Origin of the sequence: Halomonas sp. AOP43-D1-4 (genome assembly GCF_052446175.1) — a bacterium.
GTDB classification, from domain to species: domain Bacteria; phylum Pseudomonadota; class Gammaproteobacteria; order Pseudomonadales; family Halomonadaceae; genus Vreelandella; species Vreelandella citrativorans.
Genome location: NZ_JBQSVY010000006.1, coordinates 165,663 through 178,599 on the forward strand (window position 1 = coordinate 165,663; position 12,937 = coordinate 178,599).

Here is a 12,937-nt window from a genome sequence, read left to right on the forward strand (position 1 = left end):
TACAACCTCCTTGTTGGCTATTTAGATGCACCGAGCGGCTCCACTTCAGGTGTTAAGTGCGCCAGCTCCCAGGCCTGCACCATCTGCTTTTTAGCGACACCCCAACGGTAGCCGCCTAACGCCCCGCTTTGCTGGATAACACGGTGGCAAGGAATCCATAACGCAATTGGGTTAGCACCCACCGCATTGCCTACGGCTCGCGACGATTTAGGCATGCCCAGCGCTTGAGCAATCTGCGTATAGCTTGCCAGTTGGCCTTCAGGAATGGTGAGTAGTGCTCGCCATACTGCGACTTGGAAATTGGTACCGGTCACGTGAAGCGATAACGTACCAGGTTTTGTTTTAGAAGTTGCCAATAGCGCATCAACCACATACGCCGTCGCCGCTGGGCGATGATCGAGCGAGCTTCGCGGCCACTCCTTGGCAAGCCGTGCCAGCAGTTCATCGGCGCTCGTGGCATCCACAAAGCCCATACGGCAAACGCCGCGCGGAGTCACCGCTACTAGCACGCTGCCCAAGGGCGTTGCATGCACGCCGTACTCGATACAGACGCCCTCCCCTTGACGTTTATGCTCTCCAGGCGTCACCGCTTCTAACTGCACAAAGTGATCATAAAGCCGAGAGCCACCGCTCAGCCCAAGCTCATGGGCAACATCCAGTAATGCCCGCGGCTCTTTTAATAACTGCTTACCCCGCTCCAGGGTGAGGGCCTGCAAAAAGCGCTTGGGCGAAATACCTGCATAGCGGCAGAACAGGCGCTGAAAATGGTAGGCACTTAAATGCACATGAGCCGCAACCTCTTCCAAACTGGGTTGCAATACCGCCCGCTCGACCATGTAGACCATCGCCTTTTCGATACGCGCATAATCATCCATTGTCGGTTCCTCTGTGTGATACCGAAGCTCTCCTAGCTTAAGCGCTCCCTAGCGGCCTGCCGACCCGAATCTTGCGCATATCAATTTTATACAATACGCCGTCGCCACGTCATCGCATACTCCACTCACTGTTTTGGAGATCAATATGAACGTTTCACTATTACTACCCATGTCAGCCTTTGCCCTTGCCGCATCCATTTCCCCAGGCCCCGTCAATTTGATATGCCTCAGTAGCGGCACCCATTACCCTATTGTTAAAGGGTTAATCTTTGTGACAGGAGCCACACTAGGGTTTATAGCGCTGTTTCTAGGAATTGGTGCAGGGCTTTACGCTTTACTCACCACCGTGCCTCTACTTGAAGTGTTACTTCGTTGGGCCGGAGTAGCGTTTCTGCTTTACCTAAGTGTCAGGTTAGCAATGGATGACGGCAAGTTGTCTGTGCAAGCAACCACCAAACCGCCTGGTTTTATGACAGGTGCGCTCATGCAATGGCTAAACCCCAAAGCATGGATTGCATCGGCGTCTGGCATTGGCGCTTATACAACGGGTAACGACCCGGCTCAAATAGCCATGTTCGCGGCACTTTACCTGCCTATTTGCTGGTTATCGTTAGCCAGCTGGGTTTACGCGGGGGCTTTCTTAAAGCGCTACATTCAAACGCCTCGATTGTTAGTCGCTATTAATCGACTGCTTGCAGCGTTATTGGCTGCTAGCTGCCTATTTTACGAAGCTCTATATACGGCATTTTTGGGTCACGCCAAAAAACAGGAGCTGCGAAAGGAGAAGAGTGTGGGGGCATCTGTTATATCTCAGCCAATCAGAGAAGTGATGAAGAGCAAAATGACCCTACCGCCTGCGTGTCGCCACCTCACCACTCGCGCTAGACAATACCATGGGACTGACCCAGTATGTACCGCCGTATTAGTCCGCCGATGTAGACCCCATCCATGGCCATTATCTCAAAAAGTCCTAAAGTGTGGTTCGAGCGCATTAACGGCTCAAAGAATATGCTATGGCTATTGGGCATGTTCTCATTTCTTGAAACCATTATTTTACCCGTTCCCATTGAGCTAATACTCATCCCGCTAATGGCAGCCAACAAGCAGCGGATCTGGCTTTTGGCTACCATCACTACATTGGGCTGTCTGATCGCCTCCCTGGTGGGCTACAGCGTAGGCTTGCTGTTATTTACGTCGGTAGGCACATGGTTTATCAACGTCACCGGTATGCAGGAGAGCTTTCAGGCGTTTCAACTGTTTTTTGATCAATACGGTTTCGCTGCCATTATAGCCATGGGTATCCTGCCTATCCCCTTTCCGATAGCCATGATAACGGCGGGCATTTCGGGCTACCCTGTCTTGCTGTTCTTGCTGGCGGCATTAATTGCTCGTGGCCTTCGCTACTATGGCTTAGCCTGGCTGGTTTATCGCTTCGGTAATCGAGTGCTGTTGCTATGGAAGCGCCATGCGTTGTTTACCAGCTTGATAGGCGGCGTAATAGTGTTGTTGATTGCTCTGGGGCTACAAGCACTCACGCGCTTGATGATGTAACTGACATAAAGCAGAAGACCAGGGAAGTAGTATCCGCTAGATACCGTAATCCCGCTCGACCTTGGCAATCCGAGTTTTAAAGTGCTGATACCACTGCTGATGCCCAAGCCGCTGCGCTTCTTTATGTTCGGCATGCGCCTTCCACGCTTTAATCGAGGCCAAGTCAGCCCAGTAGGAAACCGTAACCCCCACCTCATTTCGAGCCGATTCAACGCCTAAAAAACCTGGCTGCTGCATGGCTAACTCAACCATACGCTCCGCCATGTCATCATAGCCATCCTCAATACCCGTGCGCACAGAGGTGAAAATAACAGCGTAATACGGGGGCTCTGGAGTCGTTGCGATAAGGGCCATGAAGTTCTCTTGAGCTGAAAGCAGTTCAAAAAGCATACCGTAGGCGAAGCAGTAGACTCCATAGCTAATTATTGGTGTTTACTCATCAAATCAATATCGTTGCGCGTGAGATGGTGCTTTACCTACGGCGCAGCGGGCAAGAGCCCCAGCTTGGCGCTTGGCTTGAAGGGCACAACCACGTGAATTAATGATTAAACAGTTCATTGCGAAGTGAGAACTTCACTATCCAAGCATAGCCACTTTCCCAGCCCCTGTGTTTAGGCTTTAATACAGCTTATGCGATGAAGTCCATTCATCAACAAAGCAGGTTGTCGCCATGGCCCACTTTATTCTGCCCGGTAACGCCGTTCATTTGAATTTCCAGCAGCGCCTGCCCGACACCAACCTTCGCACATGGGTGCAATGCCTTTGGTCGATGGGCGGGCAAAGCCCCCTTGCGCATCCCATCGTAGAAAAGCTTTATCCCGATGCAGGCGCCAGCCTCACCATTCACCTTGGAAGCTCTCGTCCCATCGTCACGCTCTGCTTTAACAGACACATGTTGCTTGAGACGTTTGATACGTCCACCACCCGGATAGGCATTCGGTTTAAACCGGCCAGTATGTATAGCCTCCTGGGCTTAGCCCCGGAACAGTGTATAGGCGCGCATCTTTGCTTGGGCGATGACATAAAACCCTCCTGGATGGACAGTTTAATGCCGGTGGTGGAGCGCCTTTATCAGCTTGATGCACCCAAAGGATTAGCCCTGCTTGAAACATGGCTTCTGGGTTTACTCAAAAGTCAACTAACGAGTAAAAGCCCCGTACCAGGAATTATCCAGGCGATTAACCAGTTACAACTCCCACCTGAGCAGTTAGCTGCCAATGTTGGGTTAACACGACGCACCCTGGAACGTCGATTAAAACATGAAGTCGGTGTCTCGCCAGGCACATTGGTGACGTATGCTCGCCTCCACCGAGCGCGACGGTGCTTACTTGAAGCTGACCGGCCGCTATCAGAAATAGCGCTCCACTGTGGCTACTATGATCAGCCACACTTTACCCACGCCTTCCAATCTTTTACCAACGAAACACCCGCCTCTTACCGCCAGCGCAAGTTGTCGCAAATTTACAAGGCCTAGTACGCACACCTTTATATGCTGAGACCTCACCAATCAACGAGGTCACTGCCATGTCTCAGCGTATTTCTCGACAAGCCGTTTACAAGCTAACCCCTCGCCTTGCTAAACATTTGGTGCCTCTGGGCGAAGTAGCGGCTAATAGCGCGGTAACGCCTGCCATCATCCACCTCGTTCAGCTACGCGTTTCCCAGATCAACCAGTGCTGCTTCTGCCAGCATATGCATACTCAGGAAGCCCGAAACGACGGCGAGCATCAGGTAAGACTGGATGTACTACCTGCCTGGCGGGAAGCCCCCTGCTTCAATAAACAGGAACGTGCAGCCCTTGAGTGGGCCGAAGCGCTTACCTTAATCAGCCAACAGTCTGTTAGCGACAGCGTCTACCAGAATGCTCTGGCCGCCTTTGGTGAGCAGGACCTTCTTGAGCTGACCACGGTGATTCTAGCCATTAATAGTTGGAACCGGGTGGCGGTAAGTATGCAGTTTGCGCCTGACATCTCGCTATAAACCGAAAAAGACATCGCAAGCCTGTGCGACGGCCTGCGATGTCTTGATCAAAATCCCCTTCCGCACGGCTGGCTTCTAAAAGCCACTCCACTCGTTTACTATGCGCCACCCTCACTCCCAAGCTACCCAGGCCGCCATGTCCTTTAACGCACTCTATACCGACCTTTCTGGCTATTACGATGTGATGTGCGAAGACATCGACTACCGGGCGCAAAGCAACGCCGTGCAAAGGCTTCACCAAATTTTTGGTAACGGTGGCAACCTTCACCTCGATGTAGCGTGTGGTACCGGGCCTCATGTTCGCCATTTTATTGATAATGGCTACGTGAGCAGCGGCTTGGACATTAACCAGCCCATGCTGGATATTGCCGCCACACGTTGTCCTGAGGCTCAGTTTACGTGTCAGGACATGGGCAACTTCCAGGTAAGCGACCCGCAGGATTTGATTACCTGTTTTTTATATTCGATTCACTACAGCGACGGAATTGAAAAGCTCAAAGCGTGTATTGAAAGTGCGCACAGCGCCTTAATGAGTGGCGGGGTTTTCTGCTTTAACGCAGTCGATAAAGATAAAATCGACAACAATCTGTTTGTGAGCCACACCGTTAAAAAAGCCGACGATGCCTTCACGTTTCGTTCCGGGTGGCATTACAGCGGTAGCGGTGAAAAACAGGCCCTCAAACTTAGTATTGCAAAAACCAACGCGTACGATACCCAAGTATGGAACGATGAGCACCCCATGGTCGCGGTTAGTTTTGCCGAGCTAATTACGCTGCTTGAGCCCTACTTTGAAGTGCACGTATTCGAGCACAACTTTGAAGCTATCACGCCGTGGAACACCACTTCGGGGAACGCCATTTTTGCCTGCGTGAAGATTCAACACCCCACGGTTGTAGCAACGGGCCAATCCACTTGTTGCTGATCAGTTCACATAGTATCCACTTACTTTCCAAACGCCGTCTTCAAAGTGCGGCGTAATGGTTTCGGTAATATCAGACTTGTTGGCAAAACGCGTTTGATAGATGAACTTTTTGTAATCATTTTTGGGAGCGCCGGGCATAGAGGTTTGCGTGATGACGCGTGTGCGGCGTCTTGCCTCCACCGACCCGAAGTCACGGCGCGCTGCGCTAATGATCCGCTCCAGCATACTGGGCGAAAGCGGACTCTTAAGAAGCGGTGATGACTCCCCCAAGCCAGCTCATACTCACCACTGTCGATTGCATCAAGCCATGCCAGCGCCGCGGCCTCAGCCGCATCGGTGTTCGCTTGAGCATAAGGTGCCAGCAGTAGCAGGGCTGTAATGAAACAGATCACGATTTTTGGCATGGATAACTCTGGGCAGCGATCAATAAATAGGTGTGCTTAATTTAATATCGGTACCAGCCGCCATTACTTTAGTATTAATCACAATAATCGAACAAGCTAACCGCAGTTTTTTCTATCCCTTGGCTTTATTAAGTAAGAGAAAGCCCCCTGCGCCAACCGCGACACAGGGGGCTATTTCATGCGCTAACTAGCAAAAAACTGCCCTTAGCGCACCTTACAGGCCAGCAAACTCAAAGGGCTCGGCGTCCTCAAACGCGTTGACCGTATTGCCTGCATAAACACTGTTATTCTTGAGGCTCAGTTTGCGAACAGGCGCGCCCTCAGTAAAGTCGGCATCCTTCATATCCACCCAAAACGTGTTAGGCGTAAGTGCCGTCTCGAAATAATAAACAAGGTGTTTCTGATCAGATACCGCTCTCCACCTGGTGGAAGAAATATTCGGCTCCTCTTCTGATGAGATGCCGAAAGGAACAGACGCATTGCGAATCACGCTAAATGCACTGCCAACAGCGACTCTTGTATCGCTCGTTTTAGGGATGGCATCCATGTAGAACGACGCTCTGACAAATCGATCTGCGGCACGGTTTGTGCCAGGCAGCATGACCAAACCACCGATCTGTCTCCAGTAGTCATCCAGCGTCAGTTGCTGCTTGAAGGTGGGCGAGTTTGTCACCACATTGTATGACGTATCGTGATGAATAGTGAGTTTACCGCCGATATACTCAAATATTGCGCTATCACCCTTGGCATCTGAAATTGACAAGTGAAGCGTAGCAAATCGAGTGGTGCCCGGTATTTCAGCAGAGACGACCACAAAAGGCTCATCGCGCAGCGCCTCCACCGCCTCATCAACGGTCGCAAAATTATCCAAAACATACTGGACCCAGGCAGCCACGGAAAGCCCCTCGTCATCCGGCCCAAATTCAGGATACTCTGCCTCAGCAAGCCATAGCAGGTTAGCCACCAAGCCTTTTTCGTTCATGCCATCAGTGCTTGAGATATCAAACGCGCTGGTAACGACACTTCCATACTGGGATGTCCAAGTAACGGAGTTGGGTCCAGCCGCACCATCGCGCTCCATTCCCTTTGGAAACAGCCATAGGTTCGGATGTATTTCGTCCCTCCAGTCCATGGAGCGCGCCGTGATAATCATGTCATCAGGGCCCTGATATACCGCGCGCGTGCATGCATCCGCTGTGATGGCCACGAACAAGGCACACATGCTTGCCGCTAGCGTTAATTTTTTTTTGATTCCCATGGTGGTTTCCTTTTATTTACAAACGTTATAGAGCCTGCCAGAGATAATTGGCGGCTAACAAGAAAAGCGCCAACCCCTTTTTTATAAAAAGAATAGCGGCATGGAATCCCCAGCCCATGCCCATATTTAAATTATCAAACCCACTTCACCTTAGGCATAAATTTAGCTTTGGTCACGCACCTTATTGCACAAAATCCGAACTAGTATTTAAACTCAGATGATTGTTCTATTTTTCATCATGTTTTGTCACTACTCACAATCAGGAGTCAGTAATGTTCCGATGTGTAAGGTTATGGACAGGCAGTAACCATCAATCGTGTTTTGAAGAAGGATGGATTGATCTTCCCAAAGGTGAGCGCCATGACTTGCTCAGTGATGTCATCGAAACGACCAGCATCTCCTTTCGCGAAACAAGCGAAGGCGGCAGCTTTAGCTGGCATGACGCTCCCAACCGTCAATTCGTCTTAACGCTTAGCGGCACACTCACTTTCGAGACGCGCACGGGCGACTCATTCACGCTGTACCCCGGCGATATTTTATTGGCGGAAGACACCACAGGTAGCGGCCACCGCTGGCATCTAATCGATAACCAGCCCTGGCGACGCGTGTATGCCATAGTGCCGCAGGATATTGACCTTCCCTTTATCAGCGCATCAAGCAAGTGTTGAGTTCCTAAGCGGAGAACGTTCATGCCTACATCAGCACAGATTCCCGAGCGGGCAGATATTGTAATGGTCGGCGCTGGCATCATGAGCGCCACGCTCGCCACCCTTCTCAAAGAGCTAGAGCCTTCACTCAAGATTGTGGTACTGGAAACGCTGAAAGATTGCGCCCAGGAAAGCTCCAATGGTTGGAATAACGCAGGTACCGGGCATGCCGCCAACTGCGAAATGAACTACACCCCTGCTCGCTCAGACGGCACGGTTGATATCAGCAAGGCGCTGGAGGTCAACACAGAGTTCGATATTTCACGCCAACTCTGGACCTATCTGGTCAAGAAAGGGGCCATTCCCAACCCACAGGCATTTATTAATCCCTGCCCGCACATGAGCTTTGTCTGGGGCGAGGATAACGTCAACTATCTACGCCAGCGCTTTAAACAGATGTCATCGCACCACTGCTATCGCGGGATGGAATATAGCGAAGACCCCGCGCAGATTGAGCAATGGACTCCACTCATCATGGAAGGACGCAGCGATGGCGAGCCCGTCGCGGCGACGCGCATCGTATCAGGGTCTGATGTCGACTACGGTGCGCTTACTCACCTGCTGTTCGGCCATTTGGCGCAGCAATCAGGATTTGAAATCCACTACTTAAAGCACGTGCAGGACATTGCGCGACAGAATGACGGCACTTGGCGCGTGGAAATGCACGATTCGCATAGCAAGCAGAAAGGGAGCATTCAGGCCGAGTTTGTCTTTATTGGTGCAGGTGGCGGCGCTATTGAACTGCTGCAAAAATCCGGCATTCCTGAAGGGCATGGCTACGGCGGCTTCCCCGTCAGCGGTATTTGGTTACGCTGCGATATAGACAGCATTAGTGAACGCCATCACGCCAAGGTGTACGGCAAGGCAGCCCATGGCTCGCCCCCCATGTCAGTCCCCCACCTGGACACACGCATTATTGGTGATAAAAAATCGCTGCTCTTCGGCCCTTACGCCGGTTTTTCATCTCGCTTTCTCAAGCAAGGCTCTCTTACGGATATGTTCCGTTCGGTACGGCCCGATAATGTGCTTCCCATGCTTGATGTTGCAAAGGATAACTGGCAACTAACGGAGTATCTTGTCTCCCAGGTACTGCAGAGCAAGAGCCACCAATTTGAGATGCTGCGCCAATACTACCCAATGGCACGCCATCACGATTGGACCCACGCCGTGGCGGGTCAGCGCGTGCAAATCATTAAACCCAGCCATGAAAAAGCCGGTGTTTTGGAGTTTGGCACCGAGCTAATCGCCTCATCCAATCACTCCCTCGCCGCGTTACTAGGCGCTTCGCCTGGCGCATCAACGGCGGCCTTTATCGCGCTAGAGGTATTGGAGAAATGCTTTGCCGACAAGCTAACCAATGATGGCTGGCTCCCCCAGCTCAAGACGATCATTCCCACCTACGGCATCGACCTTAAAACGGATAAAGAGGCCTGCTACGACACGCGCAAGCAAACAGCCGCAACGTTAAACCTGGACTTTGTTTGAGGTCTCTCATGTCTATCAAAAACATATCTGATTTAGTGATCGAAACGCTGGTGGAAAGTGGTGTTGAGCGGATCTACGGCGTTGTCGGCGACAGCCTGAATGGCCTAACCGAGGCCATACGCGAGCGGCCCAGCATCGAATGGGTGGGCCTACGCCATGAGGAAGTTGCCGCGTTCGCCGCCAGCGGCGAGTCACAACTAACCGGTAGCCTGGCCGTTTGTGCAGGCTCTTGTGGCCCCGGCAACCTGCATCTTATTAACGGCTTGTTCGATGCCCACCGCACGCGCACGCCGGTGCTGGCCATTGCCGCGCATATTCCCTCTTCAGAGATCGGCGGCGGCTATTTCCAGGAAACCCACCCCCAAGAACTGTTTCGTGAATGCAGCCACTACTGTGAGCTGGTCTCCGACGCCAGCCAATTACCTTATGTGCTGGACAATGCCATTCGCGCCGCCGTTGGGCAGCGTGGCGTTGCGGTCGTGGTGCTGCCTGGTGATGTTGCGCTGCGCGCCTCACCGGTTAAAACGGTAACGCCGCGCCATGGCTTATTACCACCCACACCACGCGTGGTGCCCGCCAAAACCGAAGTGGAAGCACTCGCCAAACTGCTCAATGATGCAGAGCGCATCACGCTCTTCGTTGGCCGGGGCTGTGCCGGTTCACACGCCCAGCTAATGCAATTGGCCGATGCGCTTAAAAGTCCCATCGTGCACGCACTCGGCGGCAAAGAGCATGTCGAATATGACAACCCCTATGATGTCGGCATGACCGGCTTTATCGGGTTCTCATCAGGTTACGCGGCCATGCAGGAGTGCGACCTGCTGCTGATGCTGGGCACGGATTTTCCGTATAAACAGTTTTTACCGCAAAAGATCAACGTCGTGCAGGTCGATATTCGCCCTGAAAACCTGGGCAGGCGTGCCAAGCTGGCATTGGGCGTGGTCGGCGATATCGGGTTAACCATTGAAGCCATTCTGCCGGCGCTTCATACGCGCAGTGACCGGCACTTTCTGGATGCAGCGCTGGCCCACTACGTTAAGGCGCGCGAAGGCCTGGACAAACAGGCGCAGAATCACTCAGGCCACTCGCCTATACATCCACAGTACCTTGCGCGCTTGTTGAGCGAAAAAGCCAATGAGGACGCGATTTTTACTGCCGATGTAGGCACGTGCACAGTCTGGTCGGCACGCTACCTTAAAATGAACGGCCAACGTCGTCTTATCGGCTCGTTCTCGCATGGCTCGATGGCTAACGCCATGCCTCAGGCGATTGGCATTCAGTACGCGCAGCCGGGTCGGCAAGTTATTACGTTCTCCGGTGACGGTGGCCTTTCAATGCTGATGGGCGATTTACTGTCACTCAAACAGCACAACATCCCGATCAAAATCGTCATCTTTAACAATGGGGTGCTCGGCTTCGTCGCGCTTGAAATGAAAGCAGCCGGTTTCATTAACACGGGCGTAGACCTGGATAATCCCGACTTTGCTGCCGTCGCAAGCGCAATGGGCATTTATGCACGCCGTGTTGAGAATCCTGACGAGCTGGCCGATGCCATCGATAGCGTATTAGCCCACGATGGCCCCGCCGTGCTTGATGTAGTGACAGCCAAACAAGAGCTGGTACTGCCGCCCACCATCGGCATAGAGCAAGTCAAAGGGTTTAGCCTCTGGGGGCTACGTGCCGTCATGGATGGCAGCATGCACGAAGTCATTGATCTGGCCAAAACCAACCTGCTAAAGCGTTAAGTTCTGTTTAAAAAACGCTTAAAAGCAAATGGCCATTCGCATTGAATGGCCATTTTTTACTTCTGAGCCCTGTAAATCACAGCGGCGTGACAACCTCAGACTTCTTCTGAACCCTTGGATTCAGGGCGTTGCTGGAACTGAAGACCCATTAAAAAATTACGCAACACCTGGTCTTTACACTCGCGATAATTTTTATGCGTAGGCTTACGAAAGAAAGCGCTTAACTCATGGTTGCTTAACCGAAACTCAGCCTGCTCAAAAATAGCTAAAATATCGTCGGCTTTTAAATTCAGCGCAATGCGCAGCTTCTGGAACACCATATTGTTGTTCAAGTTACTTTCTGGCGCGGGCTGCTCGCCGTCGCGCTTCCCACGCTTATAGCTAATAAATCCGTTAAGAAACGCGGCCAACTCGCGGTCTCTCATCTTGAGGAATTTTTCGTCTTCCTCCTTTTTCAGCCACCCGGACACCTGCTCCTCAGATACAGTGAACTCTGCCAGCGCGAAAACTTTCAATACGGCAGTATCTTTTAAATCAAAGCAGTACCGGATACGGCGAAAAATATCATTATTGGTCAAACGACAGCTCCTGGTCTTAGGAAAACCCAGCACAATCCCGTTGGATGTGCATTTATCAAGATCATCATGGTAACAACAAAGCCCGCTATTTCGCTGTCAGTTTTTCAAGCAGCTCATCAATTTCTGCTTTCAAATCTTTATCTTCAATCTTGTTGGCGCTGATTTTGGCATTTTGCAGATGTTGAATAGCAGCCTCTTCCTGGCCCAACTCAACCTGCAGGGTCGCCATTGAAAAACCGATAGACGACAGGTGGTCTTTAGCATTGGCGACCTCGGCTTTGTGAAGCGCCTTTTCATACATCACCAGCGCGTCATCCAGCTCTTCGGTAAAATCCGCCAACGTTTCCCACTGCTCTGGATGATCCTTATCAGTATCTTCATGCTCGATACAAATGGCGTTCAGCTCTGCATAAAGCGAATCAAACGCCTCTCGATCCTCCTTCTCAGCCGCCTTCATCAGTTTTTCAGCCAACTCATAAACGGCCTTGTAAATTTTGGTATTGATCACGTCAGCTACCTTCAACAGTAAAATGAGAATCGACTGATAAACTCGCCGATACGACCCGATATGCGCGCCCACACTACGGCAATTGGCGATGGGGCGCATTATACCCATGAAGCGCTCTCTTGAAGGCTTTTACGACAGTAAAGTCGAGTTGGCGATTGAAAAATAGCCATTCGACTCAGGCTATTCAAACACTTCGTAATGACGTTTCACGTTACGGGTTAGCTTGCCCCAGTCAGAGCTTGCCACCCGCTGTTGATGTTCTTCAAAGGCTTTGCGGTCAATAAATTCCTCATAAACATCAAAACGGCACGGGTCAGTTTTATCTTGAGTAACCTTAAACGTTATGCAGCCTGGCTCCTCAAGAGTAAGTTGGCGGTGAGTGTTAAGTTCGGCTTGCACGCCATCAAGATCGCCACCGGGAACCTCGATAAACCCTTTTAAGGTTACTTTTGCCACTGAACTCACCTTTTTATAGCGTTACGTACAGCCGCAACGCGTCTTGATGCTGTATGCCATCTTCAAGAATCGGCTCAGGGTAATTATTCAAAAAATAGTTTTTAACCACATGATCAACTCTAAACCCATGGCGTTGGTAATAGGTCAGCTGATATCCAAAAGTGCCAGTGCTTAATTCCACACGCTGTATTTTTTTGCTTTTCAGCTCAGACAAGGCAAAGCTCAACAGCCCAGAACCAAGGCCCTGCTGCTGAAATTCCGGGTAAACCGCGATATTAAATATTTCAGCGATGTTGGTGTTAATAGGTTTTGTGACACAGGCACCAACGACGTTTCCGTTTAGCTTTGCCGCGAAGCACCAAGCGCCTTCCAGATAAGATGCGATGCTCTGTTCAGAAGGATCGGCTTCCAGTAAAAGCTGGGTGGGAACGTCACTGGCATTGACTTCTAGATAGTCCATTCTTATCT

The 12,937-nt window shown here is 51.3% G+C and carries 15 protein-coding genes and 1 pseudogene; 8 read left to right on the top strand and 8 right to left on the bottom strand.

From position 1 onward, the window contains the following. Positions 1-17 precede the first annotated feature (17 nt). Positions 18-875, bottom strand: coding sequence for a bifunctional transcriptional activator/DNA repair enzyme AdaA (locus tag ACT3RQ_RS08460; protein WP_444680297.1), 858 nt, complete (start codon positions 873-875; stop codon positions 18-20). A gap of 145 nt (positions 876-1,020) precedes the next feature. Between ACT3RQ_RS08460 and ACT3RQ_RS08465 the strand changes: the two are divergent. After that, positions 1,021-1,599 (top strand): annotated as a pseudogene (locus tag ACT3RQ_RS08465) (LysE family translocator); the annotation flags it as partial. 224 nt (positions 1,600-1,823) lie between these two features. Further along, positions 1,824-2,426, top strand: coding sequence for a YqaA family protein (locus ACT3RQ_RS08470; protein ID WP_444680298.1), 603 nt, complete (start codon positions 1,824-1,826; stop codon positions 2,424-2,426). A gap of 36 nt (positions 2,427-2,462) precedes the next feature. Here the strand turns inward: ACT3RQ_RS08470 and ACT3RQ_RS08475 are convergent, their stop codons facing one another. Continuing rightward, complete coding sequence (locus ACT3RQ_RS08475) at positions 2,463-2,780, bottom strand: antibiotic biosynthesis monooxygenase family protein (RefSeq protein ID WP_441680236.1); 318 nt, start codon at positions 2,778-2,780, stop codon at positions 2,463-2,465. Between the two features lie 316 nt (positions 2,781-3,096). Between ACT3RQ_RS08475 and ACT3RQ_RS08480 the strand changes: the two genes are divergently transcribed. The 3 genes from ACT3RQ_RS08480 (at position 3,097) to ACT3RQ_RS08490 (ending at position 5,328) form a co-directional block, all read left to right on the top strand. Next, complete coding sequence (locus ACT3RQ_RS08480) at positions 3,097-3,900, top strand: helix-turn-helix domain-containing protein (RefSeq protein ID WP_444680299.1); 804 nt, start codon at positions 3,097-3,099, stop codon at positions 3,898-3,900. Between the two features lie 50 nt (positions 3,901-3,950). Then, complete coding sequence (locus tag ACT3RQ_RS08485) at positions 3,951-4,406, top strand: carboxymuconolactone decarboxylase family protein (protein ID WP_444680300.1); 456 nt, start codon at positions 3,951-3,953, stop codon at positions 4,404-4,406. A 136-nt stretch (positions 4,407-4,542) separates the two neighbouring features. Further along, complete coding sequence (locus ACT3RQ_RS08490) at positions 4,543-5,328, top strand: class I SAM-dependent DNA methyltransferase (protein WP_444680301.1); 786 nt, start codon at positions 4,543-4,545, stop codon at positions 5,326-5,328. Here the strand turns inward: ACT3RQ_RS08490 and ACT3RQ_RS08495 are convergent, their stop codons facing one another. Together ACT3RQ_RS08495 and ACT3RQ_RS08500 are read right to left on the bottom strand one after the other, a co-directional pair. Beyond that, complete coding sequence (locus ACT3RQ_RS08495; RefSeq protein WP_444680302.1) at positions 5,329-5,598, bottom strand: DUF4019 domain-containing protein; 270 nt, start codon at positions 5,596-5,598, stop codon at positions 5,329-5,331. Positions 5,599-5,946: 348 nt separating this feature from the next. Continuing rightward, complete coding sequence (locus tag ACT3RQ_RS08500; RefSeq protein ID WP_444680303.1) at positions 5,947-6,990, bottom strand: linear amide C-N hydrolase; 1,044 nt, start codon at positions 6,988-6,990, stop codon at positions 5,947-5,949. Positions 6,991-7,262: 272 nt separating this feature from the next. On the opposite strand from ACT3RQ_RS08500, the gene ACT3RQ_RS08505 reads away from it, so the two are divergent. Genes ACT3RQ_RS08505 through poxB form a run of 3 tightly spaced genes read left to right on the top strand, consistent with a single transcriptional unit; the run spans position 7,263 to position 10,927 of the window. After that, on the top strand, positions 7,263-7,658 hold the full coding sequence (locus ACT3RQ_RS08505; RefSeq protein ID WP_444680304.1) for a hypothetical protein: 396 nt from the start codon (positions 7,263-7,265) through the stop codon (positions 7,656-7,658). Between the two features lie 21 nt (positions 7,659-7,679). Next, positions 7,680-9,182, top strand: a complete 1,503-nt coding sequence (gene mqo / locus ACT3RQ_RS08510) for a malate dehydrogenase (quinone) (protein ID WP_444680305.1) — start codon at positions 7,680-7,682, stop codon at positions 9,180-9,182. Positions 9,183-9,190: 8 nt separating this feature from the next. Further along, positions 9,191-10,927 carry a ubiquinone-dependent pyruvate dehydrogenase gene (gene poxB, locus ACT3RQ_RS08515; protein ID WP_444680306.1) on the top strand — a complete coding sequence of 579 codons (1,737 nt, stop codon included), beginning with the start codon at positions 9,191-9,193 and terminating at the stop codon, positions 10,925-10,927. Positions 10,928-11,022: 95 nt separating this feature from the next. Here the strand turns inward: poxB and ACT3RQ_RS08520 are convergent, their stop codons facing one another. From ACT3RQ_RS08520 to ACT3RQ_RS08535, 4 genes are all read right to left on the bottom strand, one after another. Next, a complete protein-coding gene (locus ACT3RQ_RS08520; protein ID WP_087107629.1) occupies positions 11,023-11,505 on the bottom strand; it encodes a YehS family protein in 483 nt (160 codons plus the stop codon). Positions 11,506-11,590: 85 nt separating this feature from the next. Further along, on the bottom strand, positions 11,591-12,013 hold the full coding sequence (locus ACT3RQ_RS08525) for a tetratricopeptide repeat protein (protein ID WP_444680344.1): 423 nt from the start codon (positions 12,011-12,013) through the stop codon (positions 11,591-11,593). A gap of 180 nt (positions 12,014-12,193) precedes the next feature. Next, positions 12,194-12,469: a putative quinol monooxygenase gene (locus ACT3RQ_RS08530; protein ID WP_444680307.1), complete on the bottom strand. Its 276-nt coding sequence runs from the start codon at positions 12,467-12,469 to the stop codon at positions 12,194-12,196. Between the two features lie 13 nt (positions 12,470-12,482). Then, the gene (locus tag ACT3RQ_RS08535) at positions 12,483-12,929 is read right to left on the bottom strand and encodes a GNAT family N-acetyltransferase (RefSeq protein WP_444680308.1); all 447 of its coding nucleotides are present in this window, start codon (positions 12,927-12,929) and stop codon (positions 12,483-12,485) included. Positions 12,930-12,937 lie beyond the last annotated feature (8 nt).

What these genes read in the sequence shown, in the direction of transcription:
- ACT3RQ_RS08535 (WP_444680308.1), bottom strand. Translation starts at nt 12,929, where the DNA reads ATGGACTATCTAGAAGTCAATGCCAGTGACGTTCCCACCCAGCTTTTA.
- ACT3RQ_RS08475 (WP_441680236.1), bottom strand. Translation starts at nt 2,780, where the DNA reads ATGGCCCTTATCGCAACGACTCCAGAGCCCCCGTATTACGCTGTTATT.
- ACT3RQ_RS08505 (WP_444680304.1), top strand. Translation starts at nt 7,263, where the DNA reads ATGTTCCGATGTGTAAGGTTATGGACAGGCAGTAACCATCAATCGTGT.
- mqo (WP_444680305.1), top strand. Translation starts at nt 7,680, where the DNA reads ATGCCTACATCAGCACAGATTCCCGAGCGGGCAGATATTGTAATGGTC.
- poxB (WP_444680306.1), top strand. Translation starts at nt 9,191, where the DNA reads ATGTCTATCAAAAACATATCTGATTTAGTGATCGAAACGCTGGTGGAA.
- ACT3RQ_RS08490 (WP_444680301.1), top strand. Translation starts at nt 4,543, where the DNA reads ATGTCCTTTAACGCACTCTATACCGACCTTTCTGGCTATTACGATGTG.
- ACT3RQ_RS08500 (WP_444680303.1), bottom strand. Translation starts at nt 6,990, where the DNA reads ATGGGAATCAAAAAAAAATTAACGCTAGCGGCAAGCATGTGTGCCTTG.
- ACT3RQ_RS08470 (WP_444680298.1), top strand. Translation starts at nt 1,824, where the DNA reads ATGGCCATTATCTCAAAAAGTCCTAAAGTGTGGTTCGAGCGCATTAAC.
- ACT3RQ_RS08480 (WP_444680299.1), top strand. Translation starts at nt 3,097, where the DNA reads ATGGCCCACTTTATTCTGCCCGGTAACGCCGTTCATTTGAATTTCCAG.
- ACT3RQ_RS08485 (WP_444680300.1), top strand. Translation starts at nt 3,951, where the DNA reads ATGTCTCAGCGTATTTCTCGACAAGCCGTTTACAAGCTAACCCCTCGC.
- ACT3RQ_RS08460 (WP_444680297.1), bottom strand. Translation starts at nt 875, where the DNA reads ATGGATGATTATGCGCGTATCGAAAAGGCGATGGTCTACATGGTCGAG.